Consider the following 23,604-nt stretch of genomic DNA (forward strand, 5'->3'; position numbering starts at 1 on the left):
GGTCTCTTCTGCTTTCTCATGCGTAGTGCTTCGCCAGGGTCGCTTGGGTGGTCATCTTGTCGTTGAGCTCGATGCGGTCCATCAGCCGGTTGATATCGGAGATGCCGTTGAAGTTGTTCGTCGTCTGGCTGCCACCGGTGACCGCTGCCTGCGGGTCTGGGGCGATGACCCGGCCGTAGGGGCTGGCGCCGGTCTCGCCGCCGAACGATCCGGGGACGCTGCCGACCAGTGCAGAGGAGACGACATTGACGATGCCTTCAACGATCTTGCCTCCCTGCTGGATGCCGCCGGCCACGAACGGGCCCGCGGCGCCGATCGCGCCCATGCCGGGGATGCCGGCGCCGCCCATCGACGCGATGCTCATCGCGGTCGAGGCGAGCTGGCCGAGGTTGGATGCGCTGGACTGGATCAGGGTGTTCATCCAGTCGACGTTGTGGTTGATGCCGCCGGCGCCCTGGTTCTTGGCGATGATCGATGACGACGGCATCCCAGAGGCGGCGACGGGCCGCTGCTGTTGCTGTGCGGCAGCGGTCGGAGGAGCCGCTGGCGGGGCGGCGGGGGCGCCTGTGGACGGTGCCGGCGCGGCGGGTCGTGCCTGCGCTGGCGCGCTCGGCTGGGCCGGGCGCGGGTTCAAGGTCCGGGCCGGGGTCACCGGCGGCCGTGGTGGTGTTGGCCGGATAGCCGCCGCGGCGAGCGGCCGGATCGCGCCACCAGCCGCATACCCCCGCAACCCCAGCTCGGACGGATCGACGACACCCTGATTGAGCTTGTGCAGGAACGAATCCGACACCGCGGCGCGACCCCGCGCACTGATCATGAACTCTTTCGGGTGCACGACCGCGAGGTGACCGCCCTTCGAGTCGACCGGACCCATGTAGTCAGGTGTCGGGCCGCCCTTCTCCATCCCCGGCGCATCCGGATAGCCACCGCCGGTGGTGTTCACGTGCAGGTGGTTGTAGTGGTCCTTCTCCTGCCACATCACGTAGTCGACGCCCAACGCTTCCTTGTTCGCCATGATGAAGTCGTAGATCTGGTTGCCCAGCGCCAGCCCTTCTGGCGTGGTGGGGTCGTTGTTTCCGCCCTGGCCGGGGATCATCACGTCGATCGCCAGACCATTCGGATGCCACTTCAACGCGTCCTTGCGAACCCCGCCGAATTCGGTGATCTGCGGGAACGCCGCGGCGATCGCGCGCTTGGCCTTGAGCGTGTTGATCTGCAACCCGGCATCCGAACCGCCACCGCGCGGCCCACCGTTCAGCAGTGCCTGCAGCTTGGCCTCGTCGAGCGCACCGCCACCGCCGCCGAACAGCGTGGCCAGCGTCGCGTCATCGAGCCCGTACTGGCCGCCCAGCGCCGCGGCGTTCAGCGTGCCGCCGCCCGACCCGCCGGATCCCATGCCGAGCAACTTGCCCAGCGGACCCTGCTGGTCCATGTAGAACTGGCCCGTCTGCGCGATCGCCTGGTTGTACGGGTTGCTCGGCGACAGGATGCTGTTCTCCAACCCGAAGAACCCGAGCGCACCCTGCCACAACGTCGACCCCACCGACGACAGAGTGTTCATCCCCCAGTCAGCCACCCAGTTCGCCGTCTGGCTGCCCCAGTTCATCAACGCGCCCTGCGGATCCGGAGAAGCCAGCGACCCGAACAGCCCAGCGAAGCCCGGGATTCCGGCCATGCGGCTGGCGAAGTCACCACCACCGGCGAGAGCGCCGAGACCAGACCCCAGACCACCACCGGGCGCGGCTCCTGCGCCGGCGCCATGGACCGTGGTGTTCGGATCCACACCACCACCACCACCGGCCGGCGCCGGCGCCGCGATGCTGCCCAGCTGCTGACCGAGCGCGAGCGCGTTACCGATCGGCCCCTGCATCCCCGAGACCACCTGCGACAGAATGTTCCCGACCCCGCCAGTGCCCGGCGCGGTCGGATTCGGCGCGATCGCCGCCGTCGCCGGCCCCGACACCATCCCGCCCGGGCCCGGCGCAGCACCAGGGGTGACCGGATTGCCGAACTCGTCGACCATCTCACCGCCGGGATAGAACCCGCGGCCTGCGGTGAGTGCGGCGAGCACGTCGTCTCCGACCGCGCGGCGCGCCTCCTTCGGCAGCACCCACTCGTCGCCGTGCAGCTCGGCCAGGTGGCCGCCTGTGGGGCCGTTGCCGCGACCAGTCGGGGTGGGCCCGCCGTTGCGGAATCCGGGGATGGTGACGACCTGGCCGTTGGGCCCGACGATCTGGCCCTGCGGGTTGATGCTGTAGCCGGGCATCTGGCCGGCGGCGATCTTGCGGCGCAGCTCGTCGTTGGCGGACGGTTTGATGGTGCCGTCCGGGTTGTACAGCGAGGGCTGGAGTACCCCGTTGCGTCCGGTGACCTGGTTGGCGATATCGGGTGAGCCGGGCCGGTTGGGGCCGGCGGCGCGGTCGGCTTCCCACTTGGCCTCCCACTCGCGGCGGCCCTCTTCGATATCGCTGAGCACGCGTTGGTAGATGCTGATACCGAGCCCGGAGATGGCGCCGACGATCGCGCCGGGCGCGCCGGCGACCATCGCCCCGGACAGGGCTGCGCCGCCCACGTTGGTGGCTGCGCCGGTCAGGTTGGCGCCCGCGGACTTGGTGGCCGAGACGTTGTTGCCGGTGGCAAGCACGGCGCCGAGGGCGGCGGGGATCGCGATGCCGGCCAGTGAGCGGTTGATTCCCTTGGCGCCCTTGTCCGCTGCGTTGGGCAGGTCGACGCTGAGCCGGTTGGACATCAGCTGCAGATTGCCCAGCAGGGCGGTGACCCCGGATATCGACTTCCATCCGAGGTAGGCCAGTGCGGCGGTCTTCACCAGATCCGGGTGCTCGCGCAGGAGCTCGGTGATCGGTGAGAGGACCGTGGCCACGCCCCCGATGTAGGTGACCGCCGCGGAATGCACGCTGGACATCAGCCCCGGGATGTCCTGCAGGATCGGGCGCCACTTCTCGAACAGGTCGCGGCCGTCGGCGAAGAATTTCTTCATCCGCTCTTGGCCTTCGTCGGAGTTGAGGAAGGTCTGCATCTTATCGGTGACGGTTTCGAGCCATTCGAGGAACGATCCGCCGCCGGCGGCGGTACTGACCGCGTTGATCGCCTTGCCGATGTTGAGGGTGGCGTTACCGAGGTGGGTCATGCCGGTCAGGCCGTCGTTGATCCACTTGTCCAGGCGTCCATCACGATCGGCCTTGTCCAGGGCAGTGGCGAGTCGTTCGAATACATCGGCAGTGGCGTCTGCCAGCCGGGGCAGGGCGTCGGTTCCGGCGGCGGTGAGTGTGCCCATCGCGCGCATGATGGGATCGACTGCTGCGGTGAATCGCGACTGGGCTTCGGCGGTGTTGCCGAGTATCCGGTCGAGGAGCCCGAGACCGTTCTGGGAGCCGGCCGAATCGAATAGCGCGGTGATGTTCTGGTTCAGCGCCCGCGCGATGTTGGCCATGCCCGCCTGCAGGTGCGGGGAGACAGTGTCGTAGAACTCTCGGAACTCGTCGGCCTTGCCCTCCAGCAGCGGTTCCGATGCGGCAGCGCGGAACTCGGCGAACTGGGGCTTCATGTCGACCAGGGTCTGAACCAGCTTCTGGGCGTTTGGGCTCAGCTTGGCCATTGCCTGCGCGGCCTTGTCCTGGGCGGCGCTGCTCGCGGTGGCGGAATCGGCGACACCGGCTTGCGCTTCGGCGACCTGCTGCTGAGACCGGATCAACCGCTCGTTGGCTGCGACGACCTGATCCGACCCGGCGACACCCTTGGCGTTGGCTTCGGTCAGCTCGGCGGCGCGGTCGGCGTTGCGTGTTCGGACTTCCAGTAGCCGTTGGTCGGCTTCGAGGATGTCGAGCTGTGCGTCGCGCTGGTCGGTGTAGTCGCCTTTGGCGAACCGCTCTCGTGCCTGCTGCGCCTGCAGGATCGCTCGTGATTCGTCGATGAGGCCGCCGCGCATCTCGGTGTGCAGGTCGCGCAGTTCGTTGCGGGCATCCCGGGTCGCGTCGGCGACGTCGCGGCGTGCCTGGGCTTCGTCGTTGACCGCGTTGCGCAGCGTGTTCGATGCCTGCGTGGCTGCCCGCGCGGAGCTGGCCTGGTCCTTGCCTGACGAGTCCGCGGCATCCGACACCGCCTTGTAGGCATCAGAGATGCCGGACAGACCGAACGCGAGGGTACCGATCGACGCGCCGGCGGCGGCGAGCGCACCCGGCAGAACCAGGGCTGCGCCGGCCAACTGCTGTATCCCCGCGGTGACCTGCGCCAGCCCGGTGACCGCCGGCCCGACGCTGGAGATCAACCCGGCGCCGAGGTTCAGGCGCAGCGCGCTGGCCGCCCGCAACGAGTTCAGTTGCCGGGTCGTCGACGCCAGTTGCGCAGTCGCAGCTTTCGTGTCGACATCGACCTTGATCGTCAGATCATCTGCGTGCTGCCGAGCGCGGAACGCCGCCATACCAGCCTGCGCCTTGCTCAGGTCGGCATCGACACCCACCCGGATTCCGTTGCGGCCTTCGACGTCTCGGAATCGACGGATATCCGCCGCGGCCTGCGCGGTGTTGGCGGTGACACTGATCGCGAAACCGGGATCTTTGACCGCCTTGAGCTTCGCGTTGAGCAATCTGACGAAGTCGGAGGCATCCGGTTTTATGCGAACTGAGGCCGTGCCGGCCGAGAAGTCGGGCATTTACGTCTTCCCCCAACGGTTTTCGGTTACCAGCGGAGCGAGATCCGGATCAGGGTCGGGCTCCGGCGACGGTTGACCGAGCCCATGTGCGCTCTGGTCACGCTGCCGGCTGTGACCTTCGGAGTCGTATTTTCGGGGCAGGGCTGGCCCGGCGTTCCCCTTGCCACGCGGCCCCGGCACCTGCTCGCCGGCGATGAGCGAATTGACTTGCGCCGGAGTCGGGCACCAGATCCCGGTGTCGTGGCGTATGCACCAGATGATCCGTTCGACAGGGTCGTTCGGCCACGGCATCGACGCGTCGGGGCTCTTCCATCCCGGCGCGACCGCGTCGAGGTTGCGGTGAAAGTACAACCGCGCTTCATCATGGGCAGCCGCGGTGGAGTTGTGAGTCGGTGAGTGGGGGGCGCCGCCTCCGACCGCCAGGCTGTCGAACGGCCAGGACAGCATCGCGTAGAGGCCGGTCTGAGCAGACCGAATGCTCTGGTACTGCGTGACGCTGGAGGCCAGTGTCTTCCATGGCTTGACCTTGTCGGCGTTGATCGCATCGCTCGCGGTGTGCACCTCGGCGCCGAGAGCGTTGACGGTGGCCGTCACCGTGGTCAGCCACTGGGCGAGCTCGTCGGCGACCGCTCGAATCATCTGTTCGCCGGCGCCGACCATCAGGGACTGTGCCTCACTGCGAGCGAAGCTCTCCAGTTCGGTCAGCACTTCCAGCCTGCTGTCCAGATCGCGCGAGCCCACCCGCTGATCCACCTCGGCGGCCAGCCACTCGGCGGTGATGTCGCTGGGATTGGTGGGCCACACCAGCGTTCGCGGCGCGTTCGCTTGGCTGGCGAGGTCGGCTGCCATCGTCTGCGCCTGGTCAGCGGTAGCGATCAGCGACCGGTAGGTCGGCACCGTGGCGTCGACCAACCTCCCCAGCACCGTATCCGCTGGAACGGTTCCCCGCCGTAGCCTGAATGACACCCCCCGTATCTGGTCGTCGCTCATGCGCGCTTCACCTGGACCCCGTTGGCATCGATGTAACCGCGGCGCCGAGCTTCTGCCATTCCGGCGTTTTCGCCCCTCCTGACGGGCGCGTCATCGCCCTCACGTCGCTCACCCGGCAGCGGCTGCCCGGTCGGCGCCGGCGGTTGCTGGGGTGGTCGCACCCGTTGCTCGAGCGCCTTCCACTCGTCGTCGCTCAGCGATTTCAAGTACTCGTCGAATGCCGATCCGACATCACCCATTGTTTGCGGCCCTCTGCGTATTCGTGAACGGCTCTCGGGTCGAAAACCATTCTCCCTGCGACTATTACGCCGCCGAGGTCGGCCTTTCGTCGGCGGACTGTCCGCGGGTGGATCCCTAGGATGTCCGCCGCTTCGGCGCTGCCGATCCACGGTGACGAGCCCAAGTCTTCACCGCCACTATCAGTTTCGTGTCCCGCAGAGGACAGTGCGCTAGCCAGATCGAGTTTCGACGCCAGTGGCCGCATCCACCCCGGAATGTGAGCACCCGCCCGGATCTTCCGGTCAAGCAACTCATTCACGCAGTAGAGTGCGCGATCGACATCCTCGTCAGATAGGCGCACATCACACCTGACCGTCGTGTGCAATCTTGTCGAGGTCAGTAGCCAGCAACGCTTCGAGATACTCGATCTGATCACCCTTGCGCTCCATCGCGAGTGTGGCCACCGCGAAGCCGGCCAGATGTGTGCACATCGCGATCAGACAATCGCGGCATCCGCCGGTCTCCCCCAGGACCGCGGTCATGCTGTCCCCGACAATGTCTCGGTTCTGCGGGTCCAGCATCGCCAGCAGCAGCCGCCACGAGCGCGCACGGGTGACCGGGTGCGAACCGAACGGTCCGGTCGGGTCGTGCCGATGACCTATCGGCCACCCACACTCCAAGCAAGAGGCCCCGTTCGGATCATGCTGGGGATCAGTCATCGCCGCCGCCTGGCCGCGGCCGGCGCGGTGGCTTACGCAGGACGCCCGACGCCCTGCCCGCGTTCACCTCGCCGATCGCCTCTACCAGCAGATCGACCACGCGTTGCGCGTCGGCGGTGGACATATCGAACTCCATGAAGCTGCCGCTGTTCACAGTGCTGATCAACGACAGCGTCACAGGCCGGCTCGGGTCGTTGGTGACATGCACGTACGGGCGCAACGGTGTGCGGCGCAACCTCATTCGGCGTTCCTCTCCAGCGGATGCCGGGGCTCGCTGAAATCGAGGACCGCGGCATTGGTGTCAGAGCCCTGGCCAGCCAGGTTGTTGACGCCGGCAAGCTGGGTGACCTGGCCGGGGATTCGGGCGCGCAGCACGCACGGCACACGCCGGAGACGGCCACGCGGGTCAACACACCACTGCTGCGGCCCTGCATCGCACTGCGGGCAGTCGCGGTCCAGTGCGCCGTTCTGGTCGTAAGCGGCCCTGATCGGCTCGCGGGTCACGAGGCGGCCTCTTTCGGGGCGAGATGCCAGACGACATCGCGAGGTGAGTCCGTGGTGCCGGGCCGGCCATCGACACGAGGATGAGCGCGGATGGTCTTCCGTAGGTTCTCCCAGGAATATCCAGCCGCTTCGCCCTTGGTCCGGAAGTCAGTTTTGTCGATCTCGGTCTGGTCGCCAGGCAGGCTGTCGACGTAGTTTGCTACGAACTCGCCAACGGGCTGGTAGGTCGTCTGCCGTTCGGGGTCGATCGACCACGTGGCTCCGTCCTTGCTGCGGCCGACTGTGCGCAGGTCTGCGTTCTTTGTCGTGGCTGCCAGGATCGCGGCCCGCGTGTGTCCGGCAGCTTCGGCCGCGGCGTACACAGCAAACGATTCGAGGGTGAGGACGCCGGCCTGGCGATGCTCGCTGATGTAACGCGCGAGCCACGCCGGGCAAGACTCGCCAACTTCCGCTGCGGCCGCCGACCTGCGCGTATCGAGCTGAGTCACTGTGGCAGCGGGTTCACCGGTGAACTCCCCGTTCACCGCACTTGAGCTGGCATTTTGTGGGGTGAACTGTGGTTCACCGGTGAACTCTGGATTGAGCGCGTAGTGCAACGCCTTCTCGCCTGGAAGGGTAACGATGTGGCTAACTTCCAATAGGTGTGGAAGAACTGCGTCGAAGGCCTCCCTGTAGTGCTGTTTACCCATCGCCCTGCGCAGTTCGCTGCGCGACATCGATCCCGTGGTCAGCAGTCGGAGGATTCGACTTCGCACGGTCTTCGCGTGCCGATCGTCGACCATCTCATCGAATGTCGCGCGAGAGACTGCTCGCTCCCTCACCTTTGCTCGTGCCGCCTGCCGCGCTTCGGTGACGATCCAGTCGCGGGTGCTGTCGGAGTTGGCCATGACGGCCTCGGAGAGCTGCCAGTCGAGTTCGGAGACCACGGTGCGGTGATGCATGATCGCGATTACTGCGGCGACCTTGAGTCGGGTGAGCATCCAGTGCCCGTCGAGGGCGCCCCCTTCGCCGCGTTGGCGGGCAAGGTGGGCGGCGATGATGGTCTGCCGGATCTCGTCGGGCCCGTAGACGATCTCGGTGACGATGTCGGGGTCGTCGTGGCGGCGAGTCAGTAACCCCGGCAGATGATGGTTCAACGGCTTCGGGTCTGCGGTGGGTTCGGCTGGCATTGTGGGGTCGATGGTGAGTGCCCACAACAGGCGTTGGGGAGTGCCGCCGGTGACGTCATTGAAGATGACGCCGGTGTGCCCAGGCTGGGCGCCAACGGAGAGGCAGCCGCGGTAGGAGTGCGCGGGGACGTTGCGGCTGGTCGCTTTCGAAGCGTTGGTAGAACCGAGTTGTTCTCCCATCGCGAACGACTTGAGGGTGCCGAGGATGGTCGATCCTTGTCGCGACTCTAGGCCGGTGAGGATGTCTATCTCTGGGCAGTTGAAGATGGCGTTGGTGATGCGTTCGTTGTCGGGAGATTCCTTGCCGCGTTGTGTGAATGTCTCGGCGAGGCCTTCTCCGGATCCAATCGGAAGTTCGACGATCGGTGCGGGCCACGCCATGCGGGCGACTTTGTCGGAGATACCTTTGCCGCCGCCGGAGGGTGCGACGAAGGCGCACAGGAGGTTCAGCGACGCGCGGCCGCCGATCACTCCGGGCAGTTGGACGTGGGGGCTGACGCTGGCGGCGACGCGTAGCAGCACGGCGAAGAACACGGCCCAGGGCGCAGCGTAGCGGGCGCGGGCCCACGAGTGGATTGTCGCCAGTTCATTGGTGGCAGAGAAGAATTCGTCATCGGGTGCTGACACGTTCAGGATGCCTTTCTGGGGATGTAGGCCGGTCCGCGACCGGCGCGGAGTGCGCTGGCGATGGCCGGCCAGTCGGCGGCCGCGGCGACGTCGTGGGATGCCTCAATGAGGGCTTCTCGGCGGAGTTGCATGTGCAGTGCGCCGTAGCGGGCGGCATCTAGGACGGCGGCCCATTTGGCGGGGTCGGTGTCGTCGAGGTGTTGCCAGGGCAAGGTGCCTGCTGCAGGCCAGGATTCGACGGTGTGGAGGATGGGTGCGACGAGGCGGTGGACCGGAAACCAGTCCACTGCCCGCGTCACAATCAGGTCATCCACGCGGTTCGGACTCCGCGGTCACAGGGTCAATCCCTGTTCCACATCGGCAGCTCGGAGAAGTAGCGCGGCCAAGGTGCGGGCTTCCGACGAGGCCAGTCGTAGTGCTGGGCGTTCATCCTCCCAGGTCTTCTCTGTTCCCACTTCGTGCCGCTGTTCGAGCATCACGACAATTCCGTCGAATGCGTCTTGACCCGGCGTCACCCCCGTCTCTAGTGCATCCGGGTGTGCCGTTCTCGTCGCGTAAACCCAGACCTGAGCCTTGTCGTAGCCCGGTTCGGGGACGGTGAGGACGGAGCTGCCGACATTCTTGTGGCAGCAAGCCATGTAATCGTCATGACGACCTTCTTTTACATCTACGTTGCGGTGAGAGCACCACACCACGTGCGAGTTGCAGGTCATCGCTTCACCGCCCGGGTATCGGTGATAGCTACCGGCGAGGTGTCGGGGGTGGGTATATTCATTAGTGAACTTCTCCTATCTAGCGGTTGGTGTGGTTCTGAACGGCTCCCGCCGGTGCTGGTAACACCGGGCTCACGGGAGCCGTTCTGCTGTCGCCGGAGTCGTCGTCTCCGGCAGGCGTATGGTCGACCAGCGTGTGATCGTCGAGTAGATCGCGGTCGGCCTGATCGACGTGTGGGCGTGGCATCATGCCGCGCTCCCGCCGGTGCCCGCGGATTCCAAGCTGTCGATGTATGCGGCAATCTGGGCGTCAGTACTGAATCGGCGACGACCGATCTTTATCGACGCAAGGACTCCAGAAGCCCAGAGCCGAAACACGAGCGACCTGCTGATACCGCCCAACTTGAGGCTCGTCGCCTCCCAATCGTTCATATTCTCTCCTGTCGAATTTTGCGACATTGATATGAAATTGTGTTGCACTTCGTGACACTAGCATGGTTGTCGACGTACGCAACAACATTCGTGCGAGAATGTCGCAATGGATGACAGTGAACGCGGATCGTCGTGGGGCGGCGTAGGCGACGCCATCTCGGCTGCGCGGGTGAAGGCTGGGCTAAGTGCAGTGCAGCTATCGAATCGAACGCGCGACCTTGGTGTGCCAATTCACCGAGTGGCTATCTCCAAGATCGAATCTGGAGAGCGGGATGTGACAGTCAGTGAGCTAGTGGTTCTGTCGGTTGCGCTCGACACCGCGCCTGTCATGTTGATCTTTCCGGGGCCGTATCAATACAGCCAGCAAGGGCGCATACTTCCAGACCTAGTCATGTCGAAGTTTGATGCAGCGCAGTGGTTTTCGGGGGAGCTTGATAGTCCGACCCCGGTTTCTGGGGCCAACTTCTATCAGTACCGAAACAACCTGAAGCCGCTACGGAATGCGCGGATAGTCCATGAACTGCGCGCACGACAACGATCTTTGCTGAGCATCATCGGCGATCACGAAGGCGATGGCAGCCGTGAGGTGGAGGTAATCCGAAATGCCCTCGGACGCGAGCTGGCGGGCATCGAAGCTGACATTTCTCGCTATACCGAATCGGGTGAGACCGATGCCTAGGCAGAGGCTGGCTCCGGGAGAGAACGGAAAGATCACCGACGCTAAGCGCGGCGAGATCTTCTACGCAACAACGTATGTACGGCTACCCAGCGGCAGGCTTCGCGAACGGGAAGCGTCGTCGCGGAAATCTGCCGAGGATGCCCGTCGCGAGCTGAAGCGCCGAATCGCCGCCGAGCTTGAGGCCGGCGAACCAAACGGCGTCATCGACCGGCGCACAACACTTTTTCGACGCTTGGATACCGGCCAAGGTTGCCGAGGATCGGATCGGGGAGCGGACGGCAACCCTCTATCGGGACACCTGGCGTCTGCACGGTGACCGTCAGCTCGGCGCGCTGCGCATCGGCGAGTTGACCACCAGCCGCGCCGACTCGCACCTCAAATCGCTGCCGTCATCGGCGGCCACCTACATGCGGATCATCCTGGTCGGAATGTACGGCCTGGCGGCCCGGTTCGACGTCGTGAAGCACAACCCGATGCGCGAGACGAAGAACGCCCGGGTGGAGCGGACGCCGGCGCGTGCGCTGACGGCGATGGAGTTCGAGCGGGTGCGCCAGGCAGTGAAAGTGTTCACTGAGCGTAAGGGTCCGGGGCCTCGGCGCGGCCGGATGCTGCCGGCGTTCGTCGAGTTGCTCGCGGCGACCGGCGCACGACCGGGGGAGGTGCTGGCGATCCGCTGGGAGGACGTAGACCTGCTCGGCACACCGCCGACCGTCACGGTCAACGGCACCGTCGTGGACGCCGGTCGGGTGACGGGCAAGGCGTTGCACCGGCAGGACGCGCGCAAGGGCGGGGCGCCAGCGCACACGGTGAGCCTGCCGGCGTTCGGCGTCGCAGTGCTCACTGACTTGTACGCGGTGACCGGCCCAGAGGGCACGGTGCTGGCCAACCGGGACGGCGGCCTGGTGGCGTTGACGAATATCAGGTCGGCGCTGCGTCAGGCGTTGAGCGAGCACGAGGATCTGCGATGGGTCACCCCGCACAGCTTCCGGCGCAGCGTGGCCACGGTTATCCGGGACGGGCTCGGCGTGGAGGCCGCACAACGTCAGCTGTCTCATGCGCAACTGGCTACCACAGAGGGTCACTACGTTCAGCGTGTGACAGCGGGCCCCGACAGCCGCGCGGTGCTGGAGAAATGGGCCAGCAACCAAGATTGAAGATCGAATCTACGGGGAAAATGCGGGATTCGGCCGAGTCGAGTTAGCCTGCGAATCACGAAAACGGCTCTGACCTGCAGGGAGTGGAGCCGATGACGGGAATCGAACCCGCGTATTCAGCTTGGGAAGCTGATGTTCTGCCATTGAACTACATCGGCCTGTTTGATCAGGAAGGCTAGCACCCAGGCCACACCGATTCACGAGCTGGGGGATCCATGAAACGCCTCGCCGCCGCTTCGGCCGCCGCGCTGAGCCTGAGCATCGCCGTCATACCGGTCGCCGCGGCCACCCCGCCCGACGGCGATATCGAGCGGACCGAGCTGGCGACCGGCACCGGCGACCAGCCCGTGCAGATCCAGACGACGGGCCCGACCACCCTCTACGTCCAGGAACTCCTGCTGCACCCACCGGCCAGCAGTGGTTGGCACACCCACCCCGGCGTCGAGCACACCGTCATCACCGGCGGCACCGTCACGCTGCAGACCGCAGACCAGTGCGCGCCGACCCCGTACCTCGCCGGCCAGGCCATCGTCATCCCGGCCGGCGTCCCGCACGTCGTGCGCAACGACAGCCCGCACGACGCCAACGCCGTGGTCACCTACACGCTGCCCGCCGACCAACCCGTCCGTGCGGACGCGCCAGCCGCCTGCCCCTGACCCGCGCCCGTTAGGCTCACCGCGTGCTGCTCTCCGATCGCGATATCCGCGCCGAGATCGCCGCGGGCCGGCTGGCGCTGGACCCGCACGACGACGATCTGATCCAGCCCTCCAGCATCGACGTCCGCCTGGACAGTCTGTTCCGGGTGTTCAACAACACCCGCTACACCCACATCGACCCGGCGCTGCGCCAGGACGACCTGACCACGCTGGTGGAACCCAAGGAGAACGAACCGTTCGTCCTGCACCCCGGCGAGTTCGTGCTCGGGGCCACCCTGGAGCGCTGCACCCTGCCCGATGACCTGGCCGGACGCCTGGAAGGAAAGTCCTCGCTGGGTCGCCTGGGACTGCTGACCCACTCCACCGCCGGGTTCATCGATCCGGGCTTCACCGGGCACATCACCCTGGAGCTGTCCAACGTCGCGAACCTGCCCATCACGCTGTGGCCGGGCATGAAAATTGGGCAGCTGTGCCTGCTGCGGCTGACCAGCCCCGCCGAGCATCCGTACGGCAGCAGCAAGGCCGGATCCAAGTACCAGGGGCAGCGTGGACCGACGCCGTCGCGCTCGTATCTGAACTTCCCTCAGCGCTGAACCCGCGTAGGGTTTGTTTCATGCGCTAGCTAACGCCGCCGGATGTAACGACGGTGCTGCTCGTGGCGATGAACAACTAGTTGCCGGTTTGTGTCGACGTTTCGGTTGCGACAAAACGCGCGATGTAGCAAACACTTTGGAGGGGTAAGTGGACATCGTACTCGGTGTGTCCCTGACACCGACGACAGTGCGGATGGTGCTGGTCGAAGGGGAGAAGGGCGACGGCGCGACCGTCGATCATGACGTTTTCGACGTCACCGCCCCCGCGGACGCAGCAACGCCCAGCGCGGCCGACCAGGTGGTCGAGGCTGTGCTCGGCACGCAGGAGAGCGCCGAAGCCGGCGGACATCACCTGAAATCGATCGGCGTCACCTGGACCGACCACACCGAGGCCGCCGCCCTGCGCGACGCATTGGCCGCCCGTGGACTGACCGACGTGATGCTGGTGTCCGAACTGCACGCCGCCGGCGCGCTGGCCCAAGCCGCCGGCCGGGCCGTCGGCTACGCCTCCACCGCACTGCTGTTCCTCGACCGCGACACCGCCACGCTGTCGGTGGTCCGCGGTGACGACGGCTCGGTGGTCAAGGTGCTCAGCCGCAGCCTGCACAGCACCGACGCGATGGCCGTCCTGGGCGATATGGCCGCCGCGGTGGCCCGCCAGGACACCCCGCCCGAGGGCATGTTCGTGGTCGGATCGGGCATCGACGTCGCCGCCGTCAAGGACCACCTTGCCGATCTGGTCGACATCCCGGTCAGCGCACCCGAGGAATCCGGACTCGCACTGGCTCGCGGTGCGGCCCTAGCATCGGCCGCCGCACCGATGTACGAGGCGTCCACGGTCGGGCTGGCCTACTCGCTGGACCCCGACGGTCCGACCGCGGGTTCGGTGCTGCACACCGCCGACACCCAGCTGGCTGCCAGCGCGGTCCCCAACTACGCCGAGATCCCCGATGACCTGTCCGGACTGGACGCCGAGCCGACCGCGGACGAGGAACGCAAACCGTTCCTGCTGATCGGCAGCGCCATGGCGTCGATCTTCGTCGTCGGTGTGGTGGCCCTGGCCATCTCGCTGGCCGTGAGCATCCGGCCGACCGCCGACGAGCGCCCCGCACCCGCGCGGGCCGCGGTCGCACCCAGCGTGCAGGCTCCGCCGCCGGCGCCGGCCCCCGAGGCGCTACCGGTCCAGCCTGCCCCGCCGCCGGCGCCCGAGGTCGCCCAGACGATCAAGGCGCCGATCCCCGTGGTGCAGCAGGCCCCCGCGCCGCGTCAGGTCTTCGTCGAGGCGGCCCCTGCCCCGCAGGCGCCGGCTCCCGCACCCGCGCCGGCTGCTCCGCCGCCGGCCCCCGCTCCGGCAGCTCCGGCGCCGGCGCCCGCGTTCATCCCGCCGGTGGTGCTGCCGCCGCCGGTGATCGTGCTGCCCCGCCCGCAGTGGCCCGTGTGGACGCCGCCGTGGGAGCAGCAGCCGCAGCGTCCCGACCACTACGACGATGACGACTCCGGCTGGCCGGACTGGACGCCGCCGCAGCAGACCCAGCCGCAACCCCAGCCGACGCGTCCCCAGCCGCAACCCCAGCAGCCGCAGGCGCCGCAGTGGCCGCAGCTCCCGCAGTGGCCCGGCGGCGGAAACGGTGGTGCTCCCAGTGCCGGCCCGAGCGGTGCGGGTCCCGGCGCGGGCGGTCCGCGTGGTGAATCCGGTTACGGCCGAGGCGATTCGGGCCGCGGTGATTCCGGTCGCGGCGGCCAGTCCGGCCCGGGTGGGCCCGGCGGCGGTCCGGCTGCACCGGGGAGCAACTGCTTCCTGATCTTCTGCAGCTGAGCCCGCTCAGTCGGTCACGGGTTGGACCTGGATCGGGGGAATGGCGTCCAGGCAGTCCAGCGGACCGGTCGATCCGGAGCGCACGAAGCGGTCGATGATGTCGGCGACGCACCCGCTGGGCTCACTGTCGGGGGTGTGGCCGACATTGGGCACCGTCACGAACGTCGAGTGCGGGAACTGGCGGGCGGTCAGCAGACCGTTGGCATCCGGGGTCACGGCGTCCAGGTCACCGGACAACACCAGCACCGGCACGTCGGGCAGCGGGGTGTGGACCTGGTCGGGACGCTTCTGATGCGCCGCCGCCGGCCATCTGATGCAGATGTCCCCGCCGTCGTGCTGAGCCTCGGCAAAACCCTGAGCGCTGAACGAGCCGAGATCACCGGCCTTCTGCAGCGCGCTCTGGAACTGGTTCTCCCGTTGCGTCTCATCGGATTTCGTGGACCACAGCGGTAGGTAGTCGTTGCACGAGATGGCGATGTACAGGTCGTCGCCCACCGGTGTGTAGCCCGGCACGCCGAGCTCGGCGATCAGATCGCGCAACGGCTCCTCGTCACCGTGGACATAACTGTGCAGTGCCGCGGGCACTTCGCCGAGCACCGTCGTCTCGTCCGGATCGGCACCCACCCCGCTGGTTGCTCCCTCGAAGACGAGGTTGGCGAACTCGCCCTCGGTCACCAGGGCGTCGTCGACGGTGATCGGGGACTCGCGCAGGGCGGCGGTCACCATCCGCAGATCGGCCACCGCGACGTTGCCGTCACAGGCGCCGCTGCGATCGCAGATCCGGTGCAAGGCCAGGTCGACCGCCTCGGCGTTGGGCCGCTGCAGCGGGTCGAAGTGCAGCGGATAGGCACCCGCCAGGACGATGGATTGCACGTGATCGGGATGACGCTGGGCGTACACCGTCATCAGGTAGGTGCCATAGGACGCGCCGTAGGCGATCACCTTGTCGATGCCGAGGTGATCGCGGACGGCATCGAAATCGTCGGCGGTGGCCGCGGAGGTGTAGGCGCCGGCGCGGGGACCGAGATGGTCGGCGCACTGGGCGACCGCGTCGCGCTGTTCGGACCTGGTGCCGATCGCGAAGGCGAAACCGTCGACATCGCAGTCCATCGGCGAGGATTCGCCGATGCCGCGCGGATCGATCAGCAGCACGTCGTAGTCCTCGAGGACGCCCGGAGTGAGGGCGGCGACGTCAGGGCCCCACGCGATCACCGGGACACCGGGTCCACCGGGGTTGGGCATGATCGTGCCCGCCGGCTCGGGATTGTCACCGCTGTGGCGCACCAACGCGTAGCCGACGTCGATGGTGCCCAATTCGGGTGCGTCGTCGAGCAGGGGGCGCTGGATGACCCCGCACTCGGTGACATGGTGCAGGATGCTCGGACACCAGTCCGGAGTGCCCGTCACCGCCGCCGTCGAGACCGGCGGCGCGGCTACCGGAACGGACTGCCCGCACGCCGCCACCATGACCGCAGCCCCCAGCGCGGCGATCCAGTGAATGGCGCGCCGCGACCGTTGTGGTGTCCTGGGCCGGGGTCCGTGGGATATGAGCGTTCCGCCTCCTGCGCGAGTGGTCGAACCGCCACGATAGCCCTCAGAGCTGGTCTTGGCCGGTCACGCCGTCGCGCAACATCCCGCCGAAGCCCTGCCAGAGCAACATGAACACCAACTCGACGACGCGCTCGCGCGGCACGTCGCGGTTCTCATACCACCAGGTCGCGACACCATCGCACGCCGACTGGGTGGCGCGCGCCAGGATCCATGCGGAATCGTCGAGTGTGATGCCGCGCACGGAGGTGGTCTCTCCGGCGCCGAAGCGGATCAGGTCGGCGATGGCCTCGGTCCCGCGGCCGATGATCTCCTCGACGACGGCAGCGGTCTCGGAGTCGGCGGGTGGGTCGCGGTGCAGGAACCGCCACATGAACGGGTCGGCTTCGACGAACTCGAAGTAGTTGGAGATGCTGGCGCGCACCAACTCTTCCGGGGTGGCACCCTCGACGTGGCGCAGCGAGCGCTCCCGCAGCCGGGCGGCGTGCTCCTGGATCACGGCGAGATGCAGGTCGCGCTTGGAGCCGAAGTGGTCGTAGAGCACCGAGGGCACCACCCCGGCCAAGCTGGCGATGTCCTGCATCTTGGCCTCGGCGAAGCCATGCTCGGCGAAGGTCTCGACAGCCGCGTCAAGGATGCGCGTACGTCGCTGTGCTGCTGGTATCCGGATCCTTGCCATACCGAATTGTAATTCGGTAAGCTGCAAATACAGTACCGAACCGCGATTCGGTTAGGGGTGATGATGGCAACTATGCGTGAACGCATCCACTGGATGGCCATGCACGGCTTCGTCCGGGGGATCTCGACTCTGTTCGCCCGGCGCGGCGACCCGCAGGGCCGCTTGATCGCCGATCCCGCGATCCGTGCCGACCCGGTCCCGTTCACCGAGGAACTGCGCGCGCAGGGCCCGCTGGTCAAGGGGCGGGTCGTCTACCTGTCCGTGGACCACAAGGTCTGCAGCGATGTCCTGCGGTCGGAGGATTTCCGGGTCATCGCACTCGGGTCGAATCTGCCCGGGCCGCTGCAATGGGTCATCGACCGCACCAAACCCGATGTGCTGCACCCACTCCAGCCGCCCTCGATGCTCTCGGTGGAGGCACCCGAGCACACCCGCTACCGCAAGCTGGTGTCCTCGGTGTTCACCACCAGGGCCGTGGCGGCGCTACGGGATCGGGTGCAGGACAGCGCGAATCGGCTACTCGACGATCTCGCCGCGGAGACCGGCACCGTCGACATCGTGGAACGGTACTGCGGGCAATTGCCGGTCACCGTCATCGGTGACATACTCGGCGTCCCCGAACACGACCGGTCCCGCGTCCTGGAGTTCGGCGAGCACGGCGCCGCCAGCCTGGACATCGGACTGACCTGGCCGCAGTATCAGGAGGTCAGCGCGGCAGTCCAGGGGTTCAACGATTGGCTGGTCGGGCATCTGCGGCAGTTGCGCCGCAACCCCGGAGACGATCTGATGAGCCAGATCATCACCGCCTCCGAAGCATCCGAGGACGGTCCGCTGACCGAGCGGGAATTGGTGGCCACCGCCGGGCTGGTCCTGGCCGCCGGCTTCGAGACCACTGTCAATCTGCTCGGCAGCGGTATCCGGATGCTGTTGCAGCACCCCGAACACCTGCAGACGCTGTCGCAGCGGCCCGAGCTGTGGCCGACCGCCGTCGAGGAGATCCTGCGCCTGGAATCCCCGGTGCAGCTCTCGGCGCGCATCGCCACCAAGGACCTGGACCTGGCGGGCACCCGCGTGCGGGCGGGCGAAGGGGTGTTGGTCTACATCGCCGGGGCCAACCGCGACCCGAAGGTTTTCGACGACCCGCACCGCTTCGACATCGAGCGGTCCAATGCCGGAAAGCACCTGTCGTTCTCCGGCGGCAGGCACTTCTGCCTCGGTGCCGCGCTGGCCAGGGCCGAGGGCGAAGTCGGGCTGCGGACGTTCTTCGAGCGCTTCCCCCACGCCGCGCTGGCCGGGGACGGAACCCGTCGCGAAACCAGGGTGCTGCGCGGCTGGTCCACCCTGCCAATCGCCCTCGGCGACACCCGCGCCGCGCTACCGTCGTAAGCATGGACTTCCGAGCCGCCCTGCTCGAACAAACCAGAGACTTCGGTGAGCTGATCCGTGATGCAGACCCGGCGACGCCGGTTGACAGCTGTCCGGGGTGGACGGTCAACCAGCTGTTCCGTCATGTGGGTCGCGGAAACCGTTGGTGCACACAGATCATCACCGACCGCCGCACCGAGCCGTTGAATCCGCGCGAGGTGCGCGACGGTAAACCGCCCGAGGACATGGATGCGGCCATCGACTGGCTCAACGAGGGCGCGGTGGCCCTGATCGACGCCGTGGAGCAGGCCGGTTCGAACATCAAGGTGTGGACCTTCGTCGGCCCGCACATCCCGGGTTGGTGGATTCGGCGTCGGGTGCACGAGCAGACCGTCCACCTCGCCGACGCCCATCTGGCCCTGGGCACCGAGTTCGATCTGCCCGCCGGACTGGCCGCCGATGGCGTCAGCGAATGGCTCGACTTGGCGACGGCACTGCACAAGCCGATCCCACGCGGACAGTCGCTGCACCTGCACGCCACCGACGACGGCCTCGGCCCGACCGGGGAGTGGACCGTCGTGCACGATGACGAGGGGCTGTCCTGGACGTATGCGCACGGCAAGAGCGACGTCGCGGTCCGCGGACGGGCGGTGGATCTGCTGCTGGCGATCACCCGTCGACGCACCGCGGCCGATGCCGGGCTGGAGATCCTGGGGGACGCGGACGTATGGGACGCGTGGTTGGCCGGCTCGCCGCTCTAGAGTGCTCAGCATGAGCACCTCCGAGATCGCCACCGTCCTGGCATGGCACGACGCCCTCAACGCCCGTGACTACGACACGCTGGTGAAGCTGTCCAGCGACGATATCGAGATCGCTGCCGCCGACCGCGCCGCCCAAGGACACCAGGCCCTGCTGGACTGGGCACAGGAAGGCGTCACCGCCGAGGTGGGCAGGCTCTACGTGCACGACGGGGTCGTGGTTGCCGAACAGACCGTCGATGCAGCCGCGGCCGCGTCGGCATTCCGGGTGGTGCACGACCAGGTCACCTCCGTGTTCCTGCATCAGAGCCTCGAGGAGGCCCTGGCCGCCACCGGCCTCAGCGAAAAAGACCTCGACGCCTAGATGCGCGGCATCATCCTGGCCGGGGGGACCGGGACGCGGCTGCACCCGATCACCCGGGGCACCAGCAAGCAGCTGCTGCCGGTGTACGACAAACCGATGATCTATTACCCGCTGAGCACACTGATGATGGCGGGGATTCGGGACATCCTGATCATCACCACCGGCCACGATGCACCGGGCTTTCACCGGCTGCTCGGCGACGGCTCGCAATGGGGTATCAACCTCACCTACGCGGTGCAGGACACACCCGAGGGCCTTGCGCAGGCCTTCGTGATCGGCGCCGACCATATCGGCGGCGATTCGGTGGCATTGGTATTGGGCGACAACATCTTCTACGGACCCGGCCTGGGAACGGGCTTGCGCCGATTCCAGAACGTCAGCGGCGGAGCCATTTTCGCGTACTGGGTGGCCAACCCGTCGGCCTACGGGGTCGTCGAATTCGACGTCGACGGCCGGGCGATCTCACTGGAGGAGAAACCGGACAAGCCGAAATCGCATCATGCGGTTCCCGGTCTGTACTTCTATGACAACGATGTCGTCGAGATCGCCCGTGGGCTGCGCAAGTCCGCGCGCGGTGAGTACGAGATCACCGATATCAATCAGACCTATCTGCGCCAAGGCAGACTCTCGGTCGAGGTGCTGGCCCGTGGTACCGCGTGGCTGGATACCGGGACCTTCGATTCCCTGCTGGACGCAGGCGATTTCGTGCGCACCATCGAACAGCGCCAGGGACTGAAGATCAGTGCTCCCGAGGAGGTGGCCTGGCGGGTGGGCTTCATCGACGACGAGCAGCTCGCCGACCGCGCCCAGACCCTGCTCAAGTCGGGCTACGGGAACTATCTCTTGGAGCTGCTGCAGCGTTAGGCGTCGCCAGCACCGCCGCGATGGCCGTCGTCAACGGAACCGAAAGAGCAAGGGCGATACCGCCGACTGCCGAGCGGGCGATCTCGATGGCCACGCTCTCCCCGGTCAGGACATCACCGAGGGATCGGTTGGCCACGCTGAACAACAGCAGTAGCGGGAGCGCGCTGCCCGCGTAGGCGAGCACCAGCGTGTAGACCGTACTAGCGATGTGGTCGCGGCCGACCCGCATGGCGCCGAAGAACACCGCCCGCCGTGAATCACTGTGCTGTGCCAGCTCGAAGGCCGTCGAGGCCTGGGTGACGGTGACGTCGTTGAGGACGCCGAGGGAACCGATGATGAAACCGGCCAGCAGCAGGCCGGTGATCGACACCCCACCGAGGAACGTCGCGACCGCATTGTTCTCCTCCTCCGAAAGCCCGGTGAGGTGGGTGAGCTCGATGGCCCCCCACGACAGCGCCGTCGCCAGCAGTAGCGATGTCAACGTGCCCAGCAGCGCCGCGCTGGTGCGCAGACTCACCCCGTGGGCCAGGTAGAGCACGGCATAGAGGATCAATGACGACGCCACCAGCGCCACCGGAATGGCATTGGCCCCGTCGCGCAGGGCGGGCAGCATGAACAGCACCAGCACCGCGAAGGCGACGGCGATACCAATCAGGGCGCGCAGACCGCGCCAGCCGGCGACCGCGACGACGACGATGGCGAAGGCCGCCGCCAACGCGGTGAGCGTCCAGCTGCGCTCGTAGTCGTAGAAGGAGTAGATGGTGGTGCCGGTCGGGTCGACCGCGCGGGTGATGCGGATATCGTCGCCGACGACAAGTTGCGGTTGTCCCGGTCCGCCGCTGAACTCCAGCAGTGTGTAGGCGCCCTCGTTGGGACCGGAACCGATCCGGATGAACGACTGGGTGCAATGGGTATCACCGGTGCTCGGCGGCGGTGCGGACGTGATGACCGCGCCGACCGTGGGTCCGCCGCAGGCTGCCTCCGAGACCGAAACCACCCGGCCGGCCTCGGTGCTGACACCACCGCCCGCGGAGTTCTGGAACGGCAGCGGAATATCCAGCTTCTCCTGACTCGGCCACAGCCAGCCCACCCCGATCAGGGTGGCGAGCGCGATCGCGACCAGCAGGCCGACCACGATGCGCGCGGCCAGCGGGCCCAACGGCGAGGGGCCGCTCAGCGAGTGCGAGTGTGAATGGGAGTGGGCCACCCGAAACAGCGTAGGCGGTGTGCCTGCTACTGCCGGTAGCTGACCAGGAAGTTGCCAAGCCGGTCGATGGCGTTGGCCAGATCCCGCGCCCACGGCAGTGTCACGATGCGCAGATGATCCGGTGTGGGCCAGTTGAATCCGGTGCCCTGGGTGACCAGGATCTTCTCCTGCAACAACAGGTCCAGCACCAGTTGCTCGTCATCGTGGATGTCGTAGACCTCGGGGTCCAGCCGAGGGAACGCGTACAGCGCACCCTGGGGCTTCACACAGGACACTCCGGGGATCGCGTTCAGCTTCTCGACCGCGACATCGCGCTGTTCGAGCAGTCGGCCGCCGGGCAACACCAGATCGTCGATGCTTTGATGGCCGCCCAGGGCAACCTGAATGGCGTGCTGGGCAGGCACATTGGGGCACAGCCGCATATTTGCCAGCAGGTTGATGCCCTCGATGAAACTGCTCGCATGTTCCTTGGGGCCGGTGATCACCAGCCAGCCCGACCGGTAGCCGGCCACCCGATAGGCCTTGGAGAGCCCATTGAAGGTGAGGCACAACAGATCCGGTGCCAGGGTGGCCAGGCTGATGTGCTTGGCGTCGTCGTAGAGGATCTTGTCGTAGATCTCGTCGGCCAGCAGCAGCAGCTGATGCTTGCGCGCGAGTTCGACCATCTGCTCCAGGATTTCGCGGCTGTACACCGCGCCGGTGGGGTTGTTCGGGTTGATCACGACCAGCGCCTTGGTTCGCTCGGTGATCTTGGATTCCAGGTCGGCGATATCGGGGTTCCAGCCCTGGGTCTCGTCACACAGGTAATGCACCGGGGTACCGCCGGCCAGCGCGGTCGAGGCGGTCCACAGCGGGTAGTCCGGCGCCGGGATCAGCACCTGGTCGCCGTTGTCGAGCAATGCCTGCAGCGTCATCGTGATGAGCTCGGAGACACCGTTGCCGAGGAAGACGTCGTCGACGTCGAACTTGGGGAAGCCATCCACGAGTTCGTAGCGGGTGAACACGGCGCGGCGGGCCGGGATGATGCCCTTGGAGTCCGAATAGCCCTGCGCGGTAGGGAGGGCGGCGATGATGTCACGCATGATCACATCGGGGGCCTCGAACCCGAACGGGGCGGGGTTGCCGATGTTGAGCTTGAGGATGCGGTGGCCCTCGGACTCCAGTCGGGAGGCCTGCTCGTGTACCGGCCCGCGGATCTCGTACAGGACGTCCTGCAGCTTGGTCGACTGGGCGAACGTCCGCGGACGCGGCTGCGGGCTCTGATGCCACGTTCGGTCGGGAAGCTGATGGGTACTCACGAGTTACAGTGTCCCACGGGCTGACAACCCGATTTTCGTGCTGCATAACGGTTTGGCTGTCACGACGGTAAATTCACGGCCGCGCGCCGCTGTTTTCTGTGATTGCGGTGCTATTTTCCGATCCATTATGACGTCGATGACACGTTCGCTGACCGCGGTAATGGGAATTGCTGCGGCAGCAGCCCTGGCCCTGGCAGCGCCCGCCCAGGCCGCACCGCCATTGCTCAATGGTTCGTATTCGGGCGCGGAGGGCGATCCGGACAACGTCTGGGTGATGGCCAGCGCCTGCGACCCCTCAGGGTGCACCGGCACGGTATCGAGCAACCAGGGCTGGTCGACACCCATGACATTGGTCGGGGGCATCTGGAACTTCTCGGTGACCAAACCCGACGGATTCATCTGCCCGGACGGAAGTTACGCCCCGGCAATTGTGCATATGACCGTCGATCCGGTGACGCTCGGCGGCGTGCTGTCGGCCGATTCGAACGGCGAATGCCCCGGCGGCATCATCAGCGCCACACCATTCCAATTGAAGGCGCTCTAGCCAAAAGCCGAACGGCCAGTTATAACACGACTTTGCG

At 66.7% G+C, this 23,604-nt stretch carries 22 protein-coding genes, 1 tRNA gene and 1 pseudogene; 10 read left to right on the top strand and 14 right to left on the bottom strand.

The genetic code is table 11. The features are described from left to right. Positions 1-16: 16 nt before the first annotated feature. From PGN27_RS16845 to PGN27_RS16885, 9 genes are all read right to left on the bottom strand, one after another. Entirely contained in the window at positions 17-4,669 is a 4,653-nt protein-coding gene (locus PGN27_RS16845; RefSeq protein ID WP_335327144.1) for a VldE C-terminal domain-containing protein, read from the bottom strand. Next, on the bottom strand, positions 4,670-5,518 hold the full coding sequence (locus PGN27_RS16850; RefSeq protein ID WP_335327145.1) for a hypothetical protein: 849 nt from the start codon (positions 5,516-5,518) through the stop codon (positions 4,670-4,672). 137 nt (positions 5,519-5,655) lie between these two features. Then, on the bottom strand, positions 5,656-5,898 hold the full coding sequence (locus tag PGN27_RS16855; RefSeq protein ID WP_335327146.1) for a hypothetical protein: 243 nt from the start codon (positions 5,896-5,898) through the stop codon (positions 5,656-5,658). Positions 5,899-6,240: 342 nt separating this feature from the next. After that, the gene (locus PGN27_RS16860) at positions 6,241-6,597 is read right to left on the bottom strand and encodes a hypothetical protein (RefSeq protein WP_335327147.1); all 357 of its coding nucleotides are present in this window, start codon (positions 6,595-6,597) and stop codon (positions 6,241-6,243) included. Further along, positions 6,590-6,838 (bottom strand): hypothetical protein, encoded by a 249-nt coding sequence (locus PGN27_RS16865; RefSeq protein ID WP_335327148.1) that lies wholly within the window; start codon positions 6,836-6,838, stop codon positions 6,590-6,592. The genes PGN27_RS16860 and PGN27_RS16865 overlap by 8 nt, the downstream gene beginning before the upstream one ends. Further along, the gene (locus tag PGN27_RS16870; protein WP_335327149.1) at positions 6,835-7,101 is read right to left on the bottom strand and encodes a hypothetical protein; all 267 of its coding nucleotides are present in this window, start codon (positions 7,099-7,101) and stop codon (positions 6,835-6,837) included. The genes PGN27_RS16865 and PGN27_RS16870 overlap by 4 nt, the downstream gene beginning before the upstream one ends. Further along, positions 7,098-8,897, bottom strand: a complete 1,800-nt coding sequence (locus PGN27_RS16875) for a hypothetical protein (protein ID WP_335327150.1) — start codon at positions 8,895-8,897, stop codon at positions 7,098-7,100. The genes PGN27_RS16870 and PGN27_RS16875 overlap by 4 nt, the downstream gene beginning before the upstream one ends. 2 nt (positions 8,898-8,899) lie before the next feature. Beyond that, positions 8,900-9,211, bottom strand: a complete 312-nt coding sequence (locus PGN27_RS16880; RefSeq protein WP_335327151.1) for a DUF2742 domain-containing protein — start codon at positions 9,209-9,211, stop codon at positions 8,900-8,902. 18 nt (positions 9,212-9,229) lie between these two features. Beyond that, positions 9,230-9,610, bottom strand: a complete 381-nt coding sequence (locus PGN27_RS16885; protein WP_335327152.1) for a hypothetical protein — start codon at positions 9,608-9,610, stop codon at positions 9,230-9,232. A 538-nt stretch (positions 9,611-10,148) separates the two neighbouring features. Here PGN27_RS16885 and PGN27_RS16895 point away from each other — a divergent pair. Both PGN27_RS16895 and PGN27_RS16900 read left to right on the top strand, forming a co-directional pair. Beyond that, positions 10,149-10,721, top strand: coding sequence for a helix-turn-helix domain-containing protein (locus PGN27_RS16895; protein WP_335327154.1), 573 nt, complete (start codon positions 10,149-10,151; stop codon positions 10,719-10,721). After that, positions 10,714-11,875: pseudogene (locus PGN27_RS16900) on the top strand (tyrosine-type recombinase/integrase). The gene PGN27_RS16895 and the pseudogene PGN27_RS16900 overlap by 8 nt, the downstream one beginning before the upstream one ends. 84 nt (positions 11,876-11,959) lie before the next feature. On the opposite strand, the gene PGN27_RS16905 reads toward PGN27_RS16900, so the two are convergent. Beyond that, positions 11,960-12,033 (bottom strand) — tRNA-Gly (locus tag PGN27_RS16905). 57 nt (positions 12,034-12,090) lie between these two features. On the opposite strand from PGN27_RS16905, the gene PGN27_RS16910 reads away from it, so the two are divergent. The 3 genes from PGN27_RS16910 to PGN27_RS16920 all read left to right on the top strand — a co-directional run bounded on the left by PGN27_RS16910 (position 12,091) and on the right by PGN27_RS16920 (position 14,940). Then, positions 12,091-12,531 carry a cupin domain-containing protein gene (locus tag PGN27_RS16910; RefSeq protein WP_335327155.1) on the top strand — a complete coding sequence of 147 codons (441 nt, stop codon included), beginning with the start codon at positions 12,091-12,093 and terminating at the stop codon, positions 12,529-12,531. Between the two features lie 23 nt (positions 12,532-12,554). Continuing rightward, positions 12,555-13,124 (top strand): dCTP deaminase, encoded by a 570-nt coding sequence (gene dcd / locus PGN27_RS16915; RefSeq protein ID WP_019513451.1) that lies wholly within the window; start codon positions 12,555-12,557, stop codon positions 13,122-13,124. Positions 13,125-13,272: 148 nt separating this feature from the next. Next, positions 13,273-14,940 (top strand): DUF7159 family protein, encoded by a 1,668-nt coding sequence (locus PGN27_RS16920; RefSeq protein WP_335327156.1) that lies wholly within the window; start codon positions 13,273-13,275, stop codon positions 14,938-14,940. 6 nt (positions 14,941-14,946) lie between these two features. Here the strand turns inward: PGN27_RS16920 and PGN27_RS16925 are convergent, their stop codons facing one another. Both PGN27_RS16925 and PGN27_RS16930 read right to left on the bottom strand, forming a co-directional pair. After that, positions 14,947-16,407 (bottom strand): alpha/beta fold hydrolase, encoded by a 1,461-nt coding sequence (locus PGN27_RS16925; protein WP_335327157.1) that lies wholly within the window; start codon positions 16,405-16,407, stop codon positions 14,947-14,949. A 127-nt stretch (positions 16,408-16,534) separates the two neighbouring features. Further along, the gene (locus PGN27_RS16930) at positions 16,535-17,167 is read right to left on the bottom strand and encodes a TetR/AcrR family transcriptional regulator (RefSeq protein WP_335327158.1); all 633 of its coding nucleotides are present in this window, start codon (positions 17,165-17,167) and stop codon (positions 16,535-16,537) included. Between the two features lie 72 nt (positions 17,168-17,239). Here PGN27_RS16930 and PGN27_RS16935 point away from each other — a divergent pair, with 72 nt between their 5' ends. From PGN27_RS16935 to rfbA, 4 genes are read left to right on the top strand one after another with little or no spacing between them, the layout of a single operon-like run. Then, complete coding sequence (locus PGN27_RS16935; protein WP_335327159.1) at positions 17,240-18,553, top strand: cytochrome P450; 1,314 nt, start codon at positions 17,240-17,242, stop codon at positions 18,551-18,553. Positions 18,554-18,555: 2 nt separating this feature from the next. After that, entirely contained in the window at positions 18,556-19,293 is a 738-nt protein-coding gene (locus PGN27_RS16940; RefSeq protein ID WP_335327160.1) for a maleylpyruvate isomerase family mycothiol-dependent enzyme, read from the top strand. Positions 19,294-19,303: 10 nt separating this feature from the next. Continuing rightward, entirely contained in the window at positions 19,304-19,654 is a 351-nt protein-coding gene (locus tag PGN27_RS16945; RefSeq protein WP_335327161.1) for a nuclear transport factor 2-like protein, read from the top strand. Beyond that, positions 19,655-20,518 (top strand): glucose-1-phosphate thymidylyltransferase RfbA, encoded by an 864-nt coding sequence (gene rfbA / locus PGN27_RS16950; RefSeq protein ID WP_335327162.1) that lies wholly within the window; start codon positions 19,655-19,657, stop codon positions 20,516-20,518. It begins immediately after the preceding gene. On the opposite strand, the gene PGN27_RS16955 is transcribed toward rfbA, so the two are convergent. Continuing rightward, on the bottom strand, positions 20,472-21,725 hold the full coding sequence (locus tag PGN27_RS16955) for a YibE/F family protein (RefSeq protein ID WP_335327163.1): 1,254 nt from the start codon (positions 21,723-21,725) through the stop codon (positions 20,472-20,474). The two genes, rfbA and PGN27_RS16955, sit on opposite strands and share 47 nt — an antisense overlap. Positions 21,726-21,751: 26 nt before the next feature. Then, the gene (locus PGN27_RS16960) at positions 21,752-23,023 is read right to left on the bottom strand and encodes a pyridoxal phosphate-dependent aminotransferase (RefSeq protein WP_019512860.1); all 1,272 of its coding nucleotides are present in this window, start codon (positions 23,021-23,023) and stop codon (positions 21,752-21,754) included. Positions 23,024-23,159: 136 nt separating this feature from the next. Between PGN27_RS16960 and PGN27_RS16965 the strand changes: the two genes are divergently transcribed. Further along, a complete protein-coding gene (locus PGN27_RS16965; RefSeq protein WP_335327164.1) occupies positions 23,160-23,567 on the top strand; it encodes a hypothetical protein in 408 nt (135 codons plus the stop codon). The last annotated feature ends 37 nt before the right edge of the window (positions 23,568-23,604 follow it).

It is taken from the genome of Mycolicibacterium neoaurum (assembly GCF_036946495.1).
Classification (GTDB): Bacteria; Actinomycetota; Actinomycetes; order Mycobacteriales; family Mycobacteriaceae; genus Mycobacterium; species Mycobacterium neoaurum_B.

Excerpts from the sequence above, each read along its gene's own strand:
- PGN27_RS16845 (WP_335327144.1), bottom strand. The coding sequence starts at position 4,669 with ATGCCCGACTTCTCGGCCGGCACGGCCTCAGTTCGCATAAAACCGGAT.
- PGN27_RS16850 (WP_335327145.1), bottom strand. The coding sequence starts at position 5,518 with ATGGCAGCCGACCTCGCCAGCCAAGCGAACGCGCCGCGAACGCTGGTG.
- PGN27_RS16855 (WP_335327146.1), bottom strand. The coding sequence starts at position 5,898 with ATGGGTGATGTCGGATCGGCATTCGACGAGTACTTGAAATCGCTGAGC.
- PGN27_RS16860 (WP_335327147.1), bottom strand. The coding sequence starts at position 6,597 with ATGACTGATCCCCAGCATGATCCGAACGGGGCCTCTTGCTTGGAGTGT.
- PGN27_RS16865 (WP_335327148.1), bottom strand. The coding sequence starts at position 6,838 with ATGAGGTTGCGCCGCACACCGTTGCGCCCGTACGTGCATGTCACCAAC.
- PGN27_RS16885 (WP_335327152.1), bottom strand. The coding sequence starts at position 9,610 with ATGACCTGCAACTCGCACGTGGTGTGGTGCTCTCACCGCAACGTAGAT.
- PGN27_RS16895 (WP_335327154.1), top strand. The coding sequence starts at position 10,149 with ATGGATGACAGTGAACGCGGATCGTCGTGGGGCGGCGTAGGCGACGCC.
- PGN27_RS16910 (WP_335327155.1), top strand. The coding sequence starts at position 12,091 with ATGAAACGCCTCGCCGCCGCTTCGGCCGCCGCGCTGAGCCTGAGCATC.
- PGN27_RS16925 (WP_335327157.1), bottom strand. The coding sequence starts at position 16,407 with ATGGTGGCGGCGTGCGGGCAGTCCGTTCCGGTAGCCGCGCCGCCGGTC.
- PGN27_RS16930 (WP_335327158.1), bottom strand. The coding sequence starts at position 17,167 with ATGGCAAGGATCCGGATACCAGCAGCACAGCGACGTACGCGCATCCTT.
- PGN27_RS16935 (WP_335327159.1), top strand. The coding sequence starts at position 17,240 with ATGCGTGAACGCATCCACTGGATGGCCATGCACGGCTTCGTCCGGGGG.
- PGN27_RS16940 (WP_335327160.1), top strand. The coding sequence starts at position 18,556 with ATGGACTTCCGAGCCGCCCTGCTCGAACAAACCAGAGACTTCGGTGAG.
- PGN27_RS16945 (WP_335327161.1), top strand. The coding sequence starts at position 19,304 with ATGAGCACCTCCGAGATCGCCACCGTCCTGGCATGGCACGACGCCCTC.
- rfbA (WP_335327162.1), top strand. The coding sequence starts at position 19,655 with ATGCGCGGCATCATCCTGGCCGGGGGGACCGGGACGCGGCTGCACCCG.
- PGN27_RS16965 (WP_335327164.1), top strand. The coding sequence starts at position 23,160 with ATGACACGTTCGCTGACCGCGGTAATGGGAATTGCTGCGGCAGCAGCC.